Below are 17,211 nucleotides of genomic sequence, written 5' to 3'. Positions count from 1 at the left end.
ATTAAAAAATGAGACGCTTCGTTGGATGAGCCGTTAGGGCTGGTCTGGCGAGGCGTTTTTTGGTTACATGGGGGGATGACGTTGACGGCTAGATTGGATACGAACTGGTTTAAAATGGAAAACATTTGATGTTACATGTGTAGCTTTATGTAACCAATCCCTGGTATAAATTCTAAATGATTATAACTCGGCAAACGACTTGATTAAGTATAAGCCAGCCGATAAATGGCTTCACTACGCAATCTTAAAGCAATCTTAAAACCGCCGCCTTTGCCACCGATTTGATCGTCCAATACACCCAAATGATGGTATACTATGTTTACTAGGATGACGGCTTAACCGATGGCAGACTTAATGGTTGTCGGGAGACATGAGTCATTCACGACTAAACGAATGGGTAAGGAATCAGCCTAAAGTTGAGGACATGACGGGTTCGGCCGACCACCGAACGAGGGGGCTATTTTGATGAAAATCAAGCAAGGTGTATTGGGTGCGGTGGCGTTGACCGTGGCGGGACTGGGTCTCTGGTCCGTCCGTCCGGCCAGCGCGAATTCAACGGTATTTAGCACCGGAACGGCGGCCTTAGCCGGTGCGCCCCAGGGTGTAGATTTACAGAATGGGCTAGATGCCAATTATTTTACGATTGATAAGACGGTTGATACGGCGACCGGGGACAATTCGGCCGCCTTGGTCTCGGCCCACAGTCCGGCGGGAACCGGGAACTCCGCCATTCAGATTTCCAAGGCGGGGGTACAGAATAGTTGGGGCGCCATCTGGTCCACCGATCAGACGTTTGACCTCAGCAAGCCGGAGACGGCCTCCATGTGGATTTACGCCAGCGGTGAGGGCACCAGCAACGTGGGTGATGGCATGGCCTTTGTCCTCCAGAATGGAACCACGGACGCTTACTCCGGGTCCGGTCAATCCATGGGGGTCTGGGGCGTGGCCGATAGCCTGTTTGCCAACGTTAATCCAGCGAGTTCGGCGATCCAGAATAGTTGGGCGCTAGAGTTCGATACCTATCCCAACGATGATATCCCAAAGCGGGGGACTTATCTGGGTAGTCTCATTGGTTGGACCAGCAGTTCCTATGACTTTTTCAATAGTTCGCCATCGTCCTACGATGTCAGCGGCCCCGGGGATTCGCCCAGTGACCAGAGCCAGATTACGGATACACACATTGCCTCGAACTATCCGGGCGCCACCGACACCTATACGGGCACCTCGGTTTATGGAAACGGCGCGGAACTTAGCCCGCTTACCGGGAATAAAATCGCGCACAAAGACTATTTCTACTACTACAATCTCCAACACGAAGGTCTCCTGGACGAGGGAGCCACTGGGGGTAACGGGAATATTTCCGATCACCGCTGGCACCACATCACGGTGTCCTATACGCCGCCAACTACTTCCGGGGGCAAGGGATCGATGACCTATACCTATAATGATAAGAATCCCGATACCGGGTTACCACAGAAGTCCACGGACTATGCGACCGTCCCCATCGACTTGAGTAAATTCAATCTGTCCGCGGATCAGACCAAGGTTCGCTGGGGCTTCACGGGTTCCACGGGGACCTATTCCGAGAACAATCTGGTCATCTTTGACCAGATTCCGGGCGAGGCCCAGACCGCGGCGTCCGCCACCATGCAGACCAAGGACAACGCTGGGGATTACACCAATACGGTCAGCGATGGCGATTCGGTCTCCGGTGATAGCGATGTGAAATTGACCTATACGTTGGAACGGACCGGCGGCGATGAAGACTGGAAGGCCGTCAATGGTGACCTGACCATTCCGGACGATGTCGAGGTGACTTCGGGGGCGATTAGTTATCCGGATGCCGACTACACCGACAGCAATGACAATAAGGTTGATGTCTCCAAGATTGTCGCACCGACGACCTCGGGCGCCGGGCAGACCCTGTCCGTGCCCCTGGCCGATAGCGGACTGACCCTGAGCGGGACGCAGAAGGCCACCATCACCTTGTACGGTAAGGTCAAGGATGTGGCCAGCTCAAGTGACGTTAGCGAGGCGGCCCAAACCAGTTACTTTGTCGGAAGCAATGCCACCTCGACGGCCAAGACGCCAAGTTTTACGATTACCAAGAAGGTTAATCCGGCCTTGTCGATGGCGCTGGACGAAGACGATAGCACGTTGAAGGTCAATGCCGGGAGTACCCAAGACGCGGCGATTATCGGCGCGGCGGTGGCCTCGGACAGTACGATTGCCAACAAGGACATCACGATTCACCCCACGATTAATGGAGTGGAACAAGACGCCAAGAGCCTGGATGACATCACGACGGGGGTTAAATATAACTTTAATTATCCCATCAGTAATGACTTGTTAAAGGCTGGCGACAATACAGTTAGCTTCTACGCCACCGATACGGCGGGCGATAAATCCGCGACGGTTTCGACCATGGTTACCGCCGGCACGGTTGGCTTCGGCCATACCAGTGGGAACCTGGTGTTTGAACCGACCACGTTGACGGGCAGTAGTAGCCAGATTGTCGATCGGGAAGAGACGTGGAGTTTGGACGTGGATGATAGCCAGGTTAAGGATAGCACTTGGGCCGTCACGGCGAAGACAACGGGGATGAGCACGGCCACTGGCACCGCTCTGGATGGTTCCCTGATCTATACGGATGCGGCGGGGACGACCACCACACTGAATAACCGTGATTCACCGGTGATTGCCAGTGGCACCTCGGATGGCACGGACACGTCGACCAATATTGCGGCCGACTGGACCACCACCACGGGGATTCGCCTCAAGATTAATAGTGGCGCCACGGCAGGCGCTTATTCGGGAACCATCGACTGGTCGTTTGTTAATTCAGTTAAATAAAGCTAATAAAAGCGCTAACCGTTGAGGGTTAGCGCTTTTATTCGTGATTTACCGGGGGTCATCCTATTAGCGTTAACGAAGAGCGGTTGAAGCCATTGCCCTGAAATTCCAGATAATTTCGGGTGTTACACATCTTATATTTTGTGAATTTATGTAATTCTTGACGAGGAGAAGCCTTATAGACTAGTAAAGGATGAATGCGGCTTGTGAAAGAGCTTCGTGTCCAGCCTAAAAGAGGATTGTACGACCGTTCCTTAACGGTATAGTTAGGGGTAATTTGGCTTACCATCCGAAGCCGTTGATGGTATACTGTATTTATTAGGACGGTTAAATATTTCTATAAACATTCGTTGTCCCCCGTTGTGATTTTAGTGACGGTTAAATCGACGGCGGGGTTTGAAAAGACAATGAATTAAAAAAGGTCAAATGATTTCATTTTACTAAAGTTGAGGATCTACACAGGTTCGGGGGAATCCCGAACGAGGGGGCAATTAAGATGTGGATACAGAAAGCTTTATTAAAGCTGGCGGTGGTGAGTGCCATGGTCGGACTAGGACTGTGGGGCAGTTCCACTAATGCCAGTGCCAATTCAGCCGTGTTTTGGACGGGACAGGATGCGTTAGATGGTGCTCCCCAAGGGGTTGACTTGGGGAGTGGCACGGCTTCTAATTACTTTACGATTGATAACACGGTTGCGACCGCCAGCGGGACCAATTCGGCCAGTCTGGTGAAGGCCGGGAGCCCAGCCGGAACGGGGAACAGTGCCATTCAGCTTTCTAAGGCCGGTGATAAGCAAACCTGGGGGTCAATCTGGTCAAAGAATCAGTCGTTTGATTTAAGTAAAAGTGAAACCGCTTCGATGTGGATTTACGCCAGTGGACAAAAGACCGGCGATGTCGGTGACGGGATGGCCTTTGTCCTGCAAAACGGTGGGACGGACGTGTACTCCGGACCTGGCCAGTCGATGGGGGTTTGGGGCGTGCCAGATTCCATGTATACGCAAAAAGATCCCGCCGATTCGGCCATTAAGAATAGCTGGGCGCTTGAATTTGATACTTATCCGAATAATACGATTCCCACTCAGGCGACATATGGTTGGCTAGATCTGTTGCATTGGGGGCCTATAACCACGTGGACGTTTAAATCGACCGACAAGCCGGGTTCTTTTGACATCGCCGGTAGTGGTGATAAGCCAACAAGCCAAACGCCAATCGCGGATACCCATATCGCGTCGAATTATCCCGGGGACAGCAGTTCTTACTTCGGCACCAAGGTCTTTGCTAAGGGCCCGCATGCGCTTACTAACGGGATTGCCGATGATTGGCAGGGTGACTTCTACTATTACGGTCTGAATCACGAGGGCCTTCTGGACGAAGGGGCAGCCGGTGGCGGCGGCAACCTGTCTGACCACCGTTGGCACCATATTACGGTGACCTACACGCCACCAACCACTGCTGGTGGCAAGGGTTCTATGACGTATAGGTATAACGATAAGAACCCCGATACCGGGTTACCGCAGGAATCTACCGATTACGCGACGGTTCCAATTGACCTGAGTAAGTTCAATCTATCCAGTGGTCAATCCAAGGTTCGCTGGGGGTTCACGGGGTCTACTGGGGACGCGACCGAGAATAACTTGGTGATTTTTGACCAAATTCCTGGTCAAGCCCAGACCGAAGCCACGGCGACGTTGAGTAGTAAGGATGCATCGAATCAAAGTAGTCCTTACCAGGAAGTGAAGTCTGGCGGCAGTGTTCCGGGTAATTCACCGATTAAGTTAACCTACACCTTTGGGCGGACCGATGGTGATGAGGACTGGAAGGCGGTTAATGCGAAACTGAATATTCCTAGTGGTTTAGATATTACCTCAGGAACTATCAGTTATCCGGATGCCAGTTATAAAGACAGTAACGACAATAAAGTCGATATTTCTAAGCTTAAGACCTCCTCGGATTCGACGCAAACCCTTGACGTGCCTTTGGCCAATAGCGGCCTGGATTTAAGCGGCACACAGCACGCGACAATCACGTTGGAAGGAACGGCCAAGGATATTGCGACGGATACGAGTAATTCGGCACAATCAGTTGAGACGAGTTACTTTACCGGCTCCAACGCGACATCCTCTGCTAAAACTCCGGCATTCACGATTACGCCCAAGGTTAATTCAAAACTGTCAATGGCAATTGATCCGACTGCAGGAACCACCAAGGTTAATTTTGGTGGTGCAGAAAATGCCCATGTGTGGGGAACCGCAGTTGCATATAAGGATGACGGGACCTTTGATATGAACAAAGCTTCAAGCATCATGCTGCATCCTTCGATTAATGGTGTTGCGCAAACGCCGGTGTTGCAGAGTAAAATTCCAATCCTGGATTCACCAATTAATGGGGCGACATTTTATTTCGATTATGAAATTGCCAACAGCAAATTACACGCCGGTAACAATACAGTTAGTTTTTATGCCTCGTATGGTTCGGGCGATGATGAAGTCACCTCAACCACTGTGAATACCACGGTCGTGGCGGGGACGGTCAGCTTTGGTCATACCAGTGGTGGCCTAGTGTTCACGCCAACCGATTTGACGGGGAAAGGCAATGTAACCATTGGCCGAGATTCCAAGTGGTCCTTGAATGTCGATGATACCCAGACCAAGGGGACGCCCTGGAAGGTGGCCGCACAGACGACGGGGATGTACCTCTCTAAAACAGAGCAGACCGCGGTGCCTACCCCGTTAAATGGCTCACTTATCTATAAGGATAAGGATACGGGTAATGAAACCACTTTGGGTAATGCCGCAACCGTAGTAAAGACAGGAACGTCTACAAGTGCGGACGGTTCGACCACAAATATCGCGGAGAATTGGGGCGATGACAGTGGTGTCCTGTTGAAGGTCGATAGTAACGCCGTCCAGGGGACCTATGAAGGAACCATTACGTGGTCGTTCGTTAATGACGGTATCAGTTACTAATTTGATAAATTTGATGAAGAGTCAGCCATTAACTTGGGTGGCTTTTTCTTTTTGGGGGAAACCGGCTGTTTATTGGTGAATAGCTCTAAATTTCAAGTGTTACATAAATCTGGTTCAGTCCCCAATTAAATTGTGCAAGTGGAAAATTAGCGGGCGATACCTAAAACTTAATGGACGATAAGCTGCCTGATATAGCAATAATGGTGACGGTTAAGCTTTTTCATAAAATCGTTAATATTTACAGTGTTATTTTAAGTGATAGATGGTATACTGTATTTATAAACCTTATTAAATATTTACGATTAAAGACTAAGTAAGTTTAATGAAGTTACATAAGGGGTCAATCCCGGTGTTGGGACGGTACCCCCAAAAAAGTTGAGGCGTTATCAAGACGGGTTATACATTGGATTGAGGCCGTTGCGATGGCTATAGGGCAGAAAATCGTGAGTGCTCGGGTAAGGGTAGAAATGACCCAAGCGTGGTGTCAATTATGCGGTGCGAATTAAAACAGATATAGGGTGAATGACGACTGCGGTCCGAGCGATAGGTCATCCCAAAGTTGAGGTCGTTAGATTAGTCCGGAAATTCCGGATGAGGGGGTTATTGAGGTGAGAATCAGGAAGAAAATCGAAAAAGTAGCCGCAATGTTGGCTATGGCCGGACTAGGGCTGTGGTCTTTGGGGGCGGTGACCGCTCAGGCGGCTGATGCGACGGAGCTACCAAAGTATCAAACGAACGCTGCTGCGTTAAAGGCCGCGCCGCAAGGGGTTGATTTAACCTCAGACGAGTATTCAACCTACTTTACGATTAATAAGAGCATTAAAGGGACGGATTCGACGAACTCTGCCGTGTTAAAGGGGACCGACGATGGTGTTGGATCCCCGTCAGGCAAGGGAAACTCAGTGATTCAGATTACTTCATCCAGTCAGCAGAATAAATGGGGATCAATTTGGTCGACCGATGATAAATTCAATTTGAGCCAGCCAGAGACGGCCTCAATGTGGGTGTTCTTAAGTGGGCCAACGAAGGGGTCTGTTGGTGATGGGATGGCTTTTGTTTTGCAGAATGGTAAGACGGATGCTTTTTCTGGGACAACGACTCTAGGCGCAACGAGCGATTTAATTCCAAAGAAGACGACTGTAGATGTTCCTGGTGTTGGTGAAAGCATGGGGGTCTGGGGAGCGGACCCTCAGGAATACACGAGTCATGATTTGGCGGGATCAGCGATCCAAAATAGTTGGGCGTTGGAATTCGATACCCATGAAAACTCGTATATACCACCTCTTCCAGCCGGATTAATCTATAACTGGGATTTGGATGACAAATACAATCCTTCCTCTTTTGATGCGGGAAAGTATTACAACACATTCAAAGATGGTAAGCCTACGGGAAGTGGGGGGACAATAAGTACTGACAATCATATTGCTTCAAACTATCCAGGGAGTCCGGACACCTATACTCCCGTGGCGGAAAAAGGGATGAAAACGACGTGGGATCCCTTTAATGTCTACCGGAAATATTCATATAGTTATTACTACTACAAAATGACGCATCTGGGATATCTTGATGAGGGAGCGACTGGTCAAGATGGGAGTATGACCGATTACCGGTGGCATCACATTACATTGGATTACACGCCCCCTACTGGCAGTGATACGAATGGCCAAATGACCTATACGTTTAATGACAAAGATCCAGTCACTGGGGCCCCTCAAGCCTCATCGGATTCTCAAACGGTACCGATTGATCTTAGTGCGTTTAAACTAACGGGGGATGATACGAGTGTACGCTGGGGATTTACCGGCTCAACCGGGGAGGCTACCGCCAATAACTTAGTCGTCTTCGATCAGCTTCCTGGTGAAGCCGAAACCGCGGCCACCGCAACGCTAAGCCAAAAGAACGACGATGGCACTTTTTCTACCGTGGACAGTAATACCGCTGCTTTAACGGGGGGAACGACGGTTAAGCTGGAATACGATTTCAAGCGGACCGGTGGGCTCGAGGACTGGAACGATATTAATGCGGAGCTAACCATTCCGAAGAGTATCTCGCTGACCTCGGGAACGATTTCAAGGCCCGATGGGAGTAACGATGCGGTTGATTTATCTAGGCAAAGTGGGACGAACTTACCCATCACCTTAGGACGTGATGGTAACGGCCTAACCCTGAGTGGGAGTCGGGGTGGGAAGGTAACCCTGTACGGGACGGTTGGCGATACGACGGCTACCGAAGATAGTACGACCAGCTACTTCCAGGGAAGTAACGCCACCTCGGCTGCCAAATTGACCGGCTTTTCCGTTAAGCAAGCGACATTAAGTATGGATATTGATGATACGGCTAGTACCCTCAAGGTTAATCTCGGCAGCGGAGGTAGCGATGCCAAGGTCATTGGTGTCGTCGTAGCTACGGATAAGACCCTTCCGCGTTCGGATATTACCGTTTATCCTACCTTAAATGGGAAGGAACTGGCCTCCTTTAAAGCCGATGATGAAGCGCACATTCAACCGGGTTACGGAACGGATGGTTTTAACTATACGATTCCCAATGACAAGTTGAAGAAGGGCGCTAACACGATTAGTTTTCGTGCGGAAACCGCCAGTGGAGATAAGTCAGTCCCTATTTCACGCGAAATCACGGCTGGGGCACTTGAGCTGCGGTCTACAGGCGATCTGTCCTATGGTTCTTCGATGTTGAATGGTGCCGGCACTATTTTGGAGCGGGATAATGCCTGGAGTCTCTACGTCGATGATTCATTAGTCACGAAGAACACGTGGGAGCTCGATGCCGCAACAACCGGAATGTATCGAGACGGAACCCCAACGAACCCCAAACTTGACGGTGCGCTGATTTTTAAGGATAGTCAGGATAACTCGTCAAATCCGGGAGTTGAATTGAGTACAGTGCCACTCAAGATTGCCAGTGGGGGGACAGAGGATGGCACCAGTCAGTCAACGAATATTGCGGCTGATTGGACGGATGGAAACGGTATTCGACTGAAGATTAACGCTGGCGCAACCGAAGGGACTTATTCTGGCGAGATTACGTGGACATTTGTCAATTCGGCTAGTTGATTCTTGGTTGATTGGATAAAGTGAGCAGTGCGTTCAGGAGCAGAAACGATTCGACATTTTAAATAGAGTAGCGGAGGCCCTCTGCTCGGGAGATTCCCGGGTAGAGGGCTTTTTGCGTTTGAAAATTATATTAACGTTCAAAATGTTCTTCCGATTAATAAACAGTCCGGCCTGATAAACTGGAGTTAATGATGATAAGTGAGAACTGTGAATACTTGACATTAAATTAAACCACTTACAATTATCCAGATGAGCTGTGGAATGTCTCCTGACTAGGGCTTGGGGGATCAGCTGGCGAAATACAAAAAGGAAGAGTAATTATGAAGTTGAGGATGAAAATCATATTGGGGATGGCGGCGTTACTCTCGGCGGCGTGCGGTTGGGGTGGACAATCTGCTCAAGCGGACGGCGAAGGCCTGGCGGCAATGAAGTCGGCCCCTCAAGGACTCCAGATCAGCCAATATTTCACGGTACCGGCGACGCTGGGGGCGAAGAGCCTCAAAAACTCGGCGACCGTGTTAGCCAATTCGGGGAGCTCCTCAAACCTCCCCATGGATGGCGTGCAAATCTCCACTAATGGGGACAAAGATACCGGTGGTGCGGTGTGGTCATCCGGCAAAACCTTTGACCTAAACCGTAATCAGCGGGCTTCAATGTGGGTCTATATCAGCGCTACCGATCCCACGTCTATGACGGAGATTGGTGATGGAATGGCCTTTGTCCTACAAAACGATGACGCGCAGGCCCAGGACGGTAAATCCTATGCCTTTTCAGGAACGGGTGAATCCTTAGGTGTGTGGGGAGTCGATCCGCATTCGACCAAGCAAAATGCCATTGCGAGCACCGCTATTCAGAAGAGCTGGGCGATGGAGTTTGATACCCACATGAATGATACGATTTCACTTAAAAATGGCCTATTTGGCTGGGACGTTTCCAAGGATGTGCCTAACTACTTTGATAAGGGTGACGGCACTGGTAATGGTTATGGCTATAATCCCGTTACCGGGAACCAATCACTGGAAGGCATAAAGGGCCAACACATTGCCTCCGGCTATCCCGCTGCTGATGAAACCTATGTTGCGCAAGGGCCCGAGTCCGGATATAATAGTCTACCCATTATGGGCCAGTATTATTACTATTCGCAAAATCATTATGGACTCTTACGGGATAGCGCTAGTATTCCCTTTATCGGAAATGGGCAGTGGCATCACATCACGGTTGACTATACGGCCCCAACCGGGAGTGGCACGGACGGCACGATGTACTATAAGTTTGATGATAAGAACCCGCAGACGGGTAGCGTACAGGCAACGCCATATGAGGCTAAGGTGTCCATAGATACGAGTAAGCTGGGCGTCACGAGAAGTGATGGTCACGTCTACTGGGGCTTCACTGGTTCGACCGGCGCCGGCACCGAAACCGCCCTCGTGGTCTTTGAGCAGGTTCCTGATCAGATCGAGGCGAGCGCCAGTGCCGAGATGATGGATACCACGCAGAATAAGCAGATTAATGATAATGAATCGGTCAACGCCAACGATGACGTTCAGCTGACGTATCGGGCCAGCTACCAGGATGGGAACGTTAACTGGCGAAATATTCTGGCCAAGCTCCAGCTCCCTAAAGATGTGAGTTTCTCTAAGGCGACGGCTCAGATTGATGGCGAAGAAGAGCGGACAATCAGTCTGGCAAATATGTCCAACAACACATTGTCAGAATCAATCGGTGACTTAAACGCGACGGCGCGACAGGCCACCGTTACGCTGACGGGGACGGTCAACAACGTCTCAAGCAAAACGAAAGATACCACGAATGCCAGCCAATTCGTCGGTGATAACGGGTTAGCAAGTGCGACGCTGCCAGCGTTTAACATCGAACCGACCGACCTGGCTTTGAAATTGGACGAGGCCAGCAAGGACCAGACCGTTAACCTGGGAGCGGCCACCGGCGCCACCATTTCGGGGAATCTGAAGCTGAGTAATTCGGCACTAGCCAACAGTGCGTTGACCATCTATGGCGCATTTGACGGTAGCGGTAATTCGGTTAAGGAGGCGGCGACCATCACCGGGACGGGGGACACACGGGCCTTTAGCCTGAAGGTACCCCAGGACCAGCTGACGGCCACGCCTAATCCGCATACACTAGCCCTCTTCGTCAGTGATGGGAATGGCGCGATGTCGGCGCCAACCACCGCCACCATTCGCATGGGGCAGGTCGTCTTGGGGGATACCACGACGCCGCTGACCTTTACGCCAACCTTTCTGAGCGGGAAGACTCAGACGATTAAACGGGATGGTGATTGGAGCTTGAATGTGAAGGACAGCCTGAAGAGCGACAGTACGTGGCAACTGACGGCGCAGACCGCGGGGATGTTTAAGGACGGCGTGAACGCCCCGGGCAACGAGCTGAATGGTCACCTGGTCTATCAGGCGACCCCAACGGCCGATCCCCAACCGTTGGGAGCGGCGGCCGTGCCAATCTATAGTGGAAAGTCGGATGGTACCACCCAGACCACGAACATTGCCGATGGCTGGGACGATAGCACGGGAATCCTGTTGCGTATCGATGGTAGCGCGGTTCAGGGCGACTATTCGGGAGAAATTCAGTGGACGCTGACGGCCGCCCCCTGACGCTTAATGAGCCTGAAATTGAGGAAGTTCACCGCAACGAGGTGGGCTTTTTTATTTTGGTGCTTAGACGGCAGATTAATTTGATAGCGAATAAGTTAATTAAGTACGCTAATTACATATAAAATTGTTACATTAATGTTATAATGTGGTGTGGAATAATTAGACATGAATGTCTTTGGCTGACCTGCGTCGGGTTTTATGATGACGGGAAGGCAAAGAGACCATTGGGGGTCGTGATAAAATGCGATTTGGGAGAAAATTAGTCGTGGGGTTGAGTGTTGGGTTGGCCGTGGGCTGGGGCCTGGGGCAACTGGCTGGCCAGTCTACGGTGCAAGCGGACTTTGTTAGCGATGCGCCACAAGGTATTAAGATGGCGGGGCAATCGTACCTCAACATGCCGGGCACTCTGGGAGCAACGGGGATATCGAATACAGCTAAGTACGATAGCGTAGCGCTAAGTTCCAAGCGATTGCCGATGGATGTGGTCCAGATTTCGGCGTTGGGGACGCATAACTCGGGGGGCGCCGTTTGGTCGCAGACCCCCTCGTTTGACCTGTATAAAGATCAGAAATTCTCGATGTGGGTGTACGCCAGCGCCGGAATTACCGACAGTCCCGGTGAAGGCCTGGCCTTCGTCTTGCAGAAAGATAGTAACAATGAGTTCTCTGGTACCGGCGAGTCGTTAGGCGTCTGGGGCGTTGATCCGGTATCCAAGACCGGTAGCACCGATGCCATCGCAAAAACGGCAATTCCTAATAGTTGGGCGATGGAATTCGATACGCGACTCAATCAGGATGATCCAACGACCAAGTGGAAAGCTGACGATTTACTGAGGACATCGTGGAGACCGGCTGATCAGGCACCATCGGCCTTTGATGTGGGCAAGGGGACTGGTTATGGCAATGGTACGGGGAGTACGCCGGACGAGTCGTTGTCGGCCGAACATATTTCCTCGGGGTATCCGGCTGACCCGTCGACCTATAACGCCGAGACAGCGTATAGTAAGTCTGGTATTCTATCTGTCGATAAGTATTACTACTATACGCAAAATCAATACGGTTTAATCCGGGATGAGAATTTCCCCCTCTCTGATCAGACGTGGCACCACGTGACCTTAAAGTATACGGCGCCGGCAAGTGGTAGTCATGAAGGCACCATGTCATACTACTATGACGATCAGAATTCGAAAAACAGCTCGAATGATTATGTGACGGAGCCGGTGGACACGACAAAACTAGGAGCCACCAGCACGGATAGTCGGGTTTTCTGGGGAATTACGGGTTCGACCGGTCAGGGGACGAACGGTAATTCGGATAACGACGATACTGAGAACAGCGCCGTGGTCTTTGAGCATGTGCCTGGAAAGGCTGATGGTTCGGCGACGGCTAAGCTCACGGATGAGACGACTGGCGGGACCGCGGTGAACGCCGGGGATAAGCTAACCGGTGGTGACAAAGTTAAATTAACTTACACGGTCAGTTGCGATTCCGGCGATGTGGATTGGCCAAACGTTGAAGCACAGTTGCATATCCCCACCGGAATTCAGGTGACGGCGGGAACTTTAACCCCGCAGGATGGCGGTGCAGCCAAGCGTCTGGATATGAGTCAGGTTCAGGGCAAGGCGGATACCGGTCAAACCATCGACGAAAATATTGGAACGTTATCGAGCCAAGCCAAGACGGCGACCCTCACTTTAACGGGTCAGGTTTCGAACGACAAGGCCTATTCGGCGGCGGATACCACCAGTAATTTCGTCGGCGATGGGACGATGGCCAGTGCCACGGTCAATCGGTTTAGCGTGACGCAGGTGCCGTTGCTGCTGGAATTAGATCAAAGTGAGATCCACGTCAACGCGGGCGGAACCGCCACCCTGAGTGGCAAGGTGACCGGAGACATTTCGGCGAACAGTAATCTGATGATATATGCTTATTGGAATAAAGGTGCGGGTACTGTAAATACGTTTGAAAATCCAGTATCATTAAGTGATCAGAATCCAGCATCCGGATTTAGTATCCCATTACCACGGTTAGCGACGACTGCCGCCGGCAAATATACGTTGTCTGTATACGTCCACGATGGAGGAAATTCTAATATGACCAAAACCATCACGATTCCTCTGGTCGTTGGAAATGTGGCATTTGGGACGTCCTCGGGCACAATGACTTATAAGGCGGCGATTTCCGGGGAACCGCAGTTGGTGCCGTTAAGCGATCCGAATTGGCAGTTTAATATTGACGATACGGTAACTGATGGGACGGAGTGGAAACTGTACGCAAAGGCGACTTCGTTGACCTCCGAAACGCAACCGGGGACGACGCTTGACGGTGGGTTGATCTATAAGCAAGGATTGAATGAACAGCCCTTGTCGCCAAACGCTGACACCCTGATCACGGACCACCGGTCGGACGGGTCGACCGATCCGGTGAATATTGCGAGTGACTGGGGAGATGACTCAGGAATCATGCTTAAAGTTAATGGTGGCGCGACGCTAGGCGATTATGAGGGACGGGTTACCTGGACTCTGGAAAATGTCCAGTAAAGCGACGAATGAGGTTCACTTAAGAAATGTCGGCGACTTGCGGCATTTCTTTTTTTCGACTCTTTCGAGGAAAGAGCTCGGGTTGACAAGGTGTTACGTGTCATTATTTCTGTGAGGTTGATATGTGAAAATATAATAAATATACATAAAATGACAGCAGTGGTTTGAGGCAAATAATGATAAACTGTTGTGTCTATTGTGACTGTTAAATGTGCGACTAGACCAGTTAATCTACGTATTCATAAAAAAGTTATATCAATGAAAAAATATTAAAATGGTGATATATTTTTTGAGTTGTATTTCGGCCCTAAATCTAATATAATGAATTTCGTTAACAGGGGAATCAGTATAGGGGAGTCGACATCTTGCCGATGACATGCTGGTTTGTGATCATTTACCGTGTTGTGGTGCGTTACGGCCGAGTTGGCTGGTTAAGTTAACTTAGCTTCAAGCGTTGAGCAGACCACGTTGGGGAACGTTGGTTGCGGTTAAATGAATGAACGATGCAGCCACCGTCTTGACTAGGGGTGGCACGATTTATGTGTTAAGGAGCGGATGATCTTTGCGGTTAAAAGCAATCATTTTATGTATGGTGGCCATCGGGCTAGGTGTGATATTTGGGGGAAAGACAACGGCGCGTGCGGATTTAACGAGTGCTTTAAACAAGGCACCGCAGGGTGTGGCCGTTGATAACTATTTTGAGATGGGAAAGATTAATAACAACTCTGCGCAGTTGGCGCGAACGGGTTACGGTGACGACCACGCTGTCCAGTTAACGAATACCACGAATCAGTTGGGCACCATTTGGACCAGCGATGATGCTGAAATGAGTTTGAATTCGGACCAGACGGCGTCCATGTGGATGTACTTTGGTGATCGAAATAATAGCTCGGGTGACGGGATGGCCTTTGTCATGCAAAACGATGATAAAGGGATTGAGGCCAGCACCAAGGACGTGAATGGTCAGCCCGTTGGTGGTGAAACCCTGGGCGTGTGGGGCACGGATCAGGATAAGACCATGGCGACAGCGGATAAAGTCGCCCAAACGGGCATTCAGAATAGTTGGGCGTTGGAATTTGATACGTTTCGTAACTCGACTAGCGGAGCGGCCGCGCTAGGCACGGGAAGTTCTTTCGATAGCGATTCGATGTTTAACGGCGTGTATTCACATATTGCGTCCGGATTCCCGGGGGACGCAGGGACTTATACAATGCACGCGGTTCCGGTGTCTCAGGCCACCACGTATTATTACGCCTCAATGAACCATACGCAACCGATTAAGGGGCCCTCAGCCCGGTGGTTAGTCGATGGGGCGTGGTACCACGTGACCTTGAAATGGAACGCGGCGGATCAAACCATGACGTATATCTTCGATGACAAGGACGCTAAGACCGGACTGGCCAAGGCGAATCCCACGACCAGGGTAGTTAGCGTGCCTAGAAGTAAAATTGACCCTAAAAATACCGGAAAAATCCGGTGGGGGTTTACGGGCTCAACCGGGTCAAACTGGGAACCCAATGCCGTGGTCTTTGAGCAGGTTCCGGGGATTGTGAACGCGACGGCTGATGCCACATTGAAAGATGAGACAACCCAGCAACCGGTCGCCAATGGGGCCACAATTGGCGCGGGACATAGCATGCGCTTAACTTATAACTTGGCTTATAAGGGCGGTAGTCAGAATTGGAAAGACATCCAGGCCGAGCTGAATTTGCCGAGCAACGTGTCGTTTACTGATGGAACCATCACGTATGGCGATGCTAAGTTGGGCACGACGAAGCTATCTGCAGATCAATTAAAATCAGGTGCCCAAACCTTGCCAATTGCAGAGATGTCGGCGGATAATCCGACGGCGACGATTACGTTAAATGGCGAGGCCCAAACTGGAAGCAGTGAGTTGAGCCTCAGCAAGTTTGTGGGGGCTAACGCCTTGACCGATACAACGGTATCGGGATTTACGGTGAAGGCACCGACCAAGACCAGCGCCTTAAAACTAGAATTAACGGGTGATAGTGCGACTGAAGATAGTACGAATGGCAGTACCAGCATTTCGCCCGATGATTCGGTCGCGGTGACGGGACAACTGCACTATGATGACCAGAGTCCGGTGGTGAACAAGACGACGACCTTACATCCGGTCTTGAATGGTGAATCCTTACAGACGGTGCCGCTAAGCACTACCGCGGCAGCAGGGGCGGTAACGTATGATGTCCCGACCGCTAAGCTGATTTCCGGGCAGGACAACGTGTTACAGCTCTACGCCGAGGACGGCGATGGCCGAATTTCTAGCAAGGTGACCTATACGATTACGGTTAAGGCGGGTTCACTGGACTTGTCGGTTCCCACCGGGGCAACCTTTAGGGAAACGGCCTTAACTGGGCGAGATCAATTGATTCGGCCTAGTTCGGACCTGAGCGTGTCGGTGAGTGATACTCGCGGTAAGGGGAATCAGTGGACGCTTTACGCGAAGGCCACGCCATTTGTCTCATTGACGAGACAGGTCTTGCCGGCCAGCCTCATTTATAAGACAGGAGATAATGAAGCGAATCTGAACAATGGTTTTGCGGAAATTATGTCGCGGACGACAACGAGTGATCGCGATGTGACCACGATTTCTGATGGTTGGTCGGCCAATGAAGGCCTGCTACTGGACGTCGCGGGTAATGCGATTGGTGGAACCAATGGCTCGCCAGCACGTTACGGTGGGACGATTACCTGGAGTTTCTCGAATGTGCCAGATACGAAGTGAATTTAAAGTCAGTCGATTAGTTGGCTGGCTTTTTGATTTGCAATGAGTGTACCAAAAGTTGACAAGAATAGCTAGCTTTATCGGCTAAAAGTTGGAAACCCGTTTTCGATATAAATATTGTTATATCAACGATTTAGCTAACATTTTAGCGCGACATATGCTATACTAATTAAAAATAGTCAATGGTATCATCATTATATGAGCTGCATTATAAAAGTCGTTATAAAAGAACAACTCGCTTAATTATCACTTGATACTGGAAATGCCAAGCGACCCTTTAAAAAGAAGCCGAAATAGTGAAGATAGGTGTTATTAGTCTAAGCATAGTGGTTGCCCTGGCATTCTTGGTCAGCAACCAGGTGCTGACAGGCCGGCGAGTGAGGCTGATGCCGCCCAAAAGGCCCCGC

Annotated in this window: 6 protein-coding genes; all 6 read left to right on the top strand. The window is 50.5% G+C overall.

The window, feature by feature from the left end:
- The first annotated feature begins 465 nt into the window (after positions 1 to 465).
- The 6 genes from V8I28_RS10935 to V8I28_RS10910 all read left to right on the top strand — a co-directional run bounded on the left by V8I28_RS10935 (position 466) and on the right by V8I28_RS10910 (position 16,804).
- Positions 466 to 2,853, top strand: coding sequence for a hypothetical protein (locus V8I28_RS10935; RefSeq protein ID WP_341780135.1), 2,388 nt, complete (start codon positions 466 to 468; stop codon positions 2,851 to 2,853).
- A 496-nt stretch (positions 2,854 to 3,349) separates the two neighbouring features.
- Positions 3,350 to 5,821 (top strand): hypothetical protein, encoded by a 2,472-nt coding sequence (locus V8I28_RS10930; protein ID WP_341780134.1) that lies wholly within the window; start codon positions 3,350 to 3,352, stop codon positions 5,819 to 5,821.
- A gap of 608 nt (positions 5,822 to 6,429) precedes the next feature.
- Complete coding sequence (locus V8I28_RS10925) at positions 6,430 to 8,892, top strand: hypothetical protein (RefSeq protein WP_341780133.1); 2,463 nt, start codon at positions 6,430 to 6,432, stop codon at positions 8,890 to 8,892.
- Between the two features lie 332 nt (positions 8,893 to 9,224).
- Positions 9,225 to 11,519: a hypothetical protein gene (locus V8I28_RS10920; protein WP_341780132.1), complete on the top strand. Its 2,295-nt coding sequence runs from the start codon at positions 9,225 to 9,227 to the stop codon at positions 11,517 to 11,519.
- Positions 11,520 to 11,760: 241 nt separating this feature from the next.
- Positions 11,761 to 14,058 carry a hypothetical protein gene (locus V8I28_RS10915; RefSeq protein ID WP_341780131.1) on the top strand — a complete coding sequence of 766 codons (2,298 nt, stop codon included), beginning with the start codon at positions 11,761 to 11,763 and terminating at the stop codon, positions 14,056 to 14,058.
- 562 nt (positions 14,059 to 14,620) lie between these two features.
- Entirely contained in the window at positions 14,621 to 16,804 is a 2,184-nt protein-coding gene (locus V8I28_RS10910) for a lectin-like domain-containing protein (protein WP_341780130.1), read from the top strand.
- Positions 16,805 to 17,211: the final 407 nt, after the last annotated feature.

It is taken from the genome of Levilactobacillus sp. HBUAS70063 (genome assembly GCF_038374745.1).
Lineage (GTDB): Bacteria > Bacillota > Bacilli > Lactobacillales > Lactobacillaceae > Levilactobacillus.
Note: the sequence above shows the minus strand (reverse complement) of the source record. Positions and strands in the feature narration are given on the sequence as shown.